At 44.6% G+C, this 6213-nt stretch carries 7 protein-coding genes; all 7 read left to right on the forward strand.

Annotation, left to right across the window (positions count from 1 at the left end; translation table 11 throughout):
* Positions 1-1031: FimV/HubP family polar landmark protein (locus tag B7C60_RS19335; RefSeq protein WP_281251712.1), on the forward strand; the 1031-nt coding region annotated here is incomplete at its 5' end.
* 151 nt (positions 1032-1182) lie between these two features.
* Positions 1183-1977 carry a tRNA pseudouridine(38-40) synthase TruA gene (gene truA, locus B7C60_RS13450; protein WP_099612109.1) on the forward strand — a complete coding sequence of 265 codons (795 nt, stop codon included), beginning with the start codon at positions 1183-1185 and terminating at the stop codon, positions 1975-1977.
* Between the two features lie 165 nt (positions 1978-2142).
* Entirely contained in the window at positions 2143-3069 is a 927-nt protein-coding gene (accD, locus tag B7C60_RS13460) for an acetyl-CoA carboxylase, carboxyltransferase subunit beta (RefSeq protein WP_099612110.1), read from the forward strand.
* 43 nt (positions 3070-3112) lie between these two features.
* Entirely contained in the window at positions 3113-4378 is a 1266-nt protein-coding gene (gene folC / locus B7C60_RS13465) for a bifunctional tetrahydrofolate synthase/dihydrofolate synthase (RefSeq protein WP_099612111.1), read from the forward strand.
* Positions 4379-4921, forward strand: coding sequence for an SPOR domain-containing protein (locus B7C60_RS13470; RefSeq protein WP_099612112.1), 543 nt, complete (start codon positions 4379-4381; stop codon positions 4919-4921).
* A 62-nt stretch (positions 4922-4983) separates the two neighbouring features.
* Complete coding sequence (locus tag B7C60_RS13475) at positions 4984-5475, forward strand: CvpA family protein (protein WP_099612113.1); 492 nt, start codon at positions 4984-4986, stop codon at positions 5473-5475.
* 34 nt (positions 5476-5509) lie between these two features.
* Positions 5510-6213, forward strand: a 704-nt coding sequence (locus tag B7C60_RS19340) for an amidophosphoribosyltransferase (protein ID WP_245869444.1), incomplete at its 3' end; no start/stop codon positions are given.

Here is a 6213-nt window from a genome sequence, read left to right on the forward strand (position 1 = left end):
AAACGCCAGAGGAAACAACGTCAGACCAGACAACGGCAGACCAAACAACAGAAAGCGAAATAGCCGAAAGTGAGCTGGCCGAGCAAGCCGCAGAGCCAGACGCTGAGGTTGAGCCCGAATCCGAACCGTTGGTTTTGGATGACCGCGAGTTACCAGAGTACAGCGAAGCGGACGCTTTGGCTGATAGTGAACTTGAAACCGAATCTGATGTTATTTTTGATGGAGAAGGACAGCCTGATCTTGATCAGCTAATGAGCCAGTTCGATGAAAATGGGCTCAATCAATCCGACGACACATTATCCCCTCAAGAGTCACCGATTGAAGATAAGCCAGATCGGGCGAATATCGAAAATGATGCTCAGCCTAGGTCAGCGCTCGAAGAGATAGACTTTAGCGAATTAGCCAGTGATAAATTTAGCGAACAACAATTAGATGCATTGTTGGATGAAGGTATTGAGCAGGCAGATGAACGGTTTAACGGGCCTCTCGATACTCAAACGATTGATAGTGCTGGTATGGACATTGATGCCATGCTGCAGATGGGGGGAGAAGATTGGAATGGATTCAATCTCACCGAAGATCAAAAAGCGACCATTCCAGATGAGGTCCCTGCAGAGGATCAAGCCATATGGCAGCCCGACATTCAAAATCAGCAACCGGAAGTTGAAGTCGAAAATTGGGGCCATCAAGAAGATATTGTCGATTTTGATCCTGAAAAAAGCGAGTTTATGACCATCGATGAATTGATGGCTCAAGTAGAGAGAGAAGAAGGGACTCTCAACCCTGATGATGAAGAACTCAAGTTGGAGGTTGGGTTAGATGAATTTCCTGATGTTATAGGTGATGTCAGCGATTTTGACGTCGATAGCAACGCCGAAGCGGCGGGTAAATTAGATCTTGCAAAAATTTATATGGAAATGAATGATCGAAAAGGGGCAATAAAACTGCTAGAGGAAGCCATCGTTGATGGTAGCGATGATATTCGTCGTCAAGCAAAGCACCTTATTGATGTGATTAATGGCCGAGGGTAGTCATAACTAAGTGAAGAGATCAATGATGAGCGACTATAGGCGGTGTGCAATGTCATTGCATTTCATAGCAAAGTCATTGATTCGTTTGAGCCTAGCATCTCCAACTCACTTAGGTATATACTGCCCCCCCATTTTTAACGAGAAGTAGATCATGAGAATTGCTCTAGGTATTGAGTATGATGGCACTCATTACTTTGGCTGGCAGCGCCAACGAGACGTTATCAGTGTACAAGAACAGTTGGAAAAAGCGTTATCGACGATTGCCAACCATCCCGTTGAAGTGCAATGTGCCGGACGAACCGATGCCGGAGTCCACGGAACAGGGCAGGTTGTGCATTTTGATACCACCGCCGATCGAAAAATGGTGGCATGGACTATGGGAGCCAATGCTCATTTACCTAAAGATATTGCGGTTCGTTGGGCAAAAGAAGTGACGGACGATTTTCACGCCCGTTTTAGTGCGACAGCACGTCGTTATCGTTACATTATTTATAACCATGCTTATCGACCTGGCATTTTATCTTTAGGTGTCAGTCATTACCATGGTGAACTTGATGCAGAACGAATGCATCAGGCTGGGCAATATCTCTTAGGGGAGAATGATTTTACTTCATTTCGAGCCGTGCATTGCCAGTCTCGTAGTCCTTGGCGTAACATGATGCATTTGAATGTTATCCGCCATGGCCGATATGTGGTCATCGATATTAAGGCGAATGCGTTTGTCCATCATATGGTGCGTAATATTGCCGGTAGCCTTATTGCTGTTGGTCGAGGTGAGCAGGAACCGCAGTGGATAGCATGGTTGCTGGCGGCTAAAGATCGTAAGCTTGCAGCAGCTACAGCGAAAGCAGAAGGGTTATACTTGGTTGGCGTTGATTATCCAGAGCAGTTTGAGCTACCGCAAGCTCCGCTCGGCCCGCTATTTTTAGCAGATAGCTTGGACTAATTGATGATCATCCCTTCCACAATATGAAGGTATCGTAGGGATAAAAATAGGTACAACCAGTTTTTTATCTACAGTTGGCATTTTGTATGCTTTAATCCCTCGCGTTAATGTCTAATTTATATCTTTCGTAATCAAGCGGGAGATGAGAAAGTAAAAAGGTCTTGCATGAGTTGGCTTGAAAAGATTTTAGAGAAAAGCAACATCGTCAGTTCACGTAAAGCGTCAATACCTGAAGGGGTATGGACCAAGTGTACAGCATGTGAACAGGTGCTTTATTACGCTGAGTTAGAGCGCAACCTCGAGGTTTGCCCTAAATGTAATCATCATATGCGAATGAAAGCTCGCCGACGTATTGAGACGTTTCTTGATGAAGGAAATCGTCATGAAATCGCAGATGAACTGGAACCGAAAGATATTCTGAAGTTTAAAGATTCAAAACGCTATAAAGAGCGTATTGCAACGGCTCAAAAAAACAGCGGCGAGAAAGACGCATTAGTGGTAATGACTGGCGAAGTTATTGGTGTTCCTGTGGTCGCTTGCGCATTTGAATTTTCTTTTATGGGCGGTTCAATGGGCTCAGTGGTGGGTGCACGTTTTGTACGTGCGGTTGATGCTGCAATTGAAAACCATTGTGGGCTGGTCTGCTTTTCTGCCAGTGGTGGCGCTCGTATGCAAGAAGCATTAATGTCTTTGATGCAGATGGCCAAAACCAGTGCAGCATTAGAGCGTCTATCTCATCAAGGACTGCCTTTTATCTCTGTGATGACAGATCCAACCATGGGTGGCGTCTCCGCCAGCTTGGCAATGTTAGGGGATATTAACATTGGTGAGCCAAAAGCATTAATCGGTTTTGCTGGACGCCGGGTCATTGAGCAAACGGTGCGTGAAGATCTTCCTGAAGGATTTCAGCGTAGTGAGTTTCTTTTGGATCATGGTGCGATTGATATGATTGTCGATCGTCGGGAGATGCGTCAACGGGTTGCTGGATTATTAGCCAAAATGACTAAACATGCTTCTCCTTTAGTTGTTTCTGTGGATAGTGCGCCTCAGGAAGAAACTTATTCTGTACCAGAAGCGGATAAAAAAGGGTAAAGTAACGGCTAACTAAACCAGAATAATTACGGTTCTACGTTAGATGACTCAAAACTCAATTCCTCAAGCCACCTCTCCACTCGCGACGTGGCTTGATTATTTATCTCATATTCATAGCTCTGCCATTGATCTCGGTTTAGAGCGCGTTCAGGCGGTTGCTGAAAAAGCGCAGTTGACCCAACACACAGCAATGGTAATTACGGTTGCGGGTACCAATGGTAAAGGTTCTACTTGTGCTTTAATGGAGAGCATTCTTCTGCATGCCGGTTATTCAGTGGGAGTGTATAGCTCACCCCATTTAATTCGTTATAACGAACGTGTGCGTATCAATGGACAAGAACTTCCGGATGAAAAACATGCTCAAGCTTTTGCTTTTGTAGAGGCTCAAAGGGGAGATATTTCCCTAAGTTTGTTTGAATTTGGAACATTGGCAGCGTTACGACTTTTTCAAACCGAGTCTGTTGATGTCATTTTATTAGAAGTTGGGCTTGGTGGACGTCTTGACGCGACCAATGTTGTTGAACATGACATTGCCGTTATTACTAGCCTTGCTATCGATCATGTTGATTGGTTAGGCAGTGATATCAATGTTATTGGTTTTGAAAAAGCGGGAATTTTTCGTACAGGAAAGCCTGCTATTTGTGGTCAACCTTACCCACCTGCAACAGTTGCCGCACATGCCGATGATATTGGCGCGATATTTTATCAAGTCGGCATTCAGTTTGATTATCAATTGTCGTCTGAAAATCGTTGGAATTGGAAGAGTGGTTCATTTCAGTTAACGGATTTACCTTTGCCCAACCTACCGTTACCAAATGCAGCAACAGCGTTAATGGCGCTTGGTTGTTCCGGTTTGAATGTCAGTGATGTCGATGTGATTGAAGGTTTGCGTCATGCATCGCTGGCTGGGCGTATGCAACGACTCAATACGCAACCGACGATTTTATTAGATGTCGCGCATAATCCGCACTCGGCTCTCTACCTTGCCTCGCAACTTGAGCGTCAATATCCGACCCAAAAAGTTCATTTAGTGATTGGCATGTTGCATGACAAAGATATCAAATCGACCTTAGAAGCGTTAGCTCCTATTGTGAAGTGTTGGTATCCAGCCTCGCTTTCTGGCCCTCGTGCCGCAATGGCACAAGAGCTTGCTGAGTATCTTTCTGGTGAACAAAAACAGTATGATAACCCTGTGATGGCATTGAAAGCGGCTTTAGTACAAGCTCAGCCGGATGAGATTATCGTCGTGGCAGGTTCGTTCCATACGGTTGGAGAGGTGTTGGAATATTGGCAAGAGAAAGGAGAATAAATGGCAAGTAAATTTCAAAGCCGATTAGTGGGAACGATCATTTTGGCTGCGATTGGTGTCATCGTGCTGCCAGACTTATTGGATGGAAAAAAAATGCACTATCAAGAGGAGATTGCAAGTATTCCTCTCAAACCTGAGTTAGATAGTGCAGTTGAAACATTTGAAATTTTAGACCCAATTGAAGATCAAACCACATTGCCAGATTCTCCGGTGACCGCAGTGGAGACGGCTTCCACGATACAAGATAAAGGAGGAGAAAAACTGACTACCGTGATTCGGCCTGTGCATGAGCAAAATGACTATCAAGATAGTGCTTGGATCATTCAGCTAATGGCACTGAAAAATGCCGAAAATGCCAAAACGGTCGTTGTTGATTTACAAAAACGGGGATACCAAGCCCATACAAAACAAGAAAATGGCTTTACTCGAGTGATCATCGGCCCAGATGTGTCAAAAAGTAAGTTAGAAAAACAGCTGGTGGAATTAGAGAAAATTACTGGTTCAAAAGGTCAATTGCTCAAATTTAAGCCAATAAATCCATAAGAAAACGTTTGCGTCGTGTTTTTTTCTGTTAAAATGCGCGCCAACTTAGAATGTAAGAACTCATGAACTGGTTAGATATTGTCATTTTAAGTGTGATCGGCTTGTCTGCGTTGATTAGCCTTGTACGTGGCTTTGCTAAAGAAGCCTTGTCGTTAGTGATATGGTTTGCAGCGTTTTATATCGCTTCGGAATATTACGCAAGATTAGCGGTGTATTTCAGCAATATTAACGATGACACATTTCGAAATGGTGCGGCCATTGCGGTGTTATTTGTTGCGACATTGATTGTCGGTGCGATTGTAAACTATGTCATTGCCCAGTTAGTGCACAAAACTGGGTTATCAGGAACAGACAGAATTCTCGGTGTCGTTTTTGGCGCATTACGTGGGGTTCTGATTGTTGCTGCCGCCTTATTTTTTATGGATGCCTTTACCGCATCCCCAAGTGCAGAATGGTGGAAGAGTTCGCAGCTAGTGCCGGAATTTAGCCGCATTATTGCTCCGTTTTTTGAACACCTACAAGCAACATCAAGTTTTCTTTCTGGCGCGATTTAAGCGCCAGTTATTGTCGCAAATCGAGGATCAGGACATGTGTGGTATTGTTGGAATCGTGGGTACAACGCTGGTAAACCAGTCAATTTATGACGCGTTAACGGTATTGCAGCATCGTGGCCAAGATGCCGCGGGTATTTGTACCATAGAAAGCAATCGTTTTCGCCTGCGTAAGGCGAATGGTTTAGTCAAGGATGTTTTTGAAGCTAAGCACATGCAACGTCTTCAAGGAACCGTGGGGATTGGTCATGTGCGTTATCCTACGGCCGGCAGTTCGAGTGCATCGGAAGCTCAACCTTTCTACGTCAACTCTCCATTTGGCATAACCCTTGCCCATAATGGTAACTTAACCAATGCGGCAGTCGTGCGACAAAAACTGTTTGAAAAAGATCGTCGCCATATCAATACCACTTCAGATTCTGAAGTTTTATTAAATGTACTTGCGCATGAGATTGATACTGTAAAAGGGAATGTTGCCGCGGAAGATGTGTTCCGTGCAGTGGCAAATGTGCACCGCACAGTTCGTGGTGCTTATGCCGTGACAGCGATGATCATTGGCCATGGTATGATTGCTTTTCGTGATCCACATGGTATTCGTCCGCTTTGTTTAGGTAAGCGTGAAGTCGGAGAGCGAACGGAATATATGGTGGCTTCTGAATCGGTTGCTCTGGATGCAGTGGGCTTTAACTTTATGCGAGATATCGCACCTGGTGAAGCTATCTATGCAACCTTTGATGGTCA

It is taken from the genome of Vibrio fujianensis, assembly GCF_002749895.1.
GTDB lineage: Bacteria > Pseudomonadota > Gammaproteobacteria > Enterobacterales > Vibrionaceae > Vibrio > Vibrio fujianensis.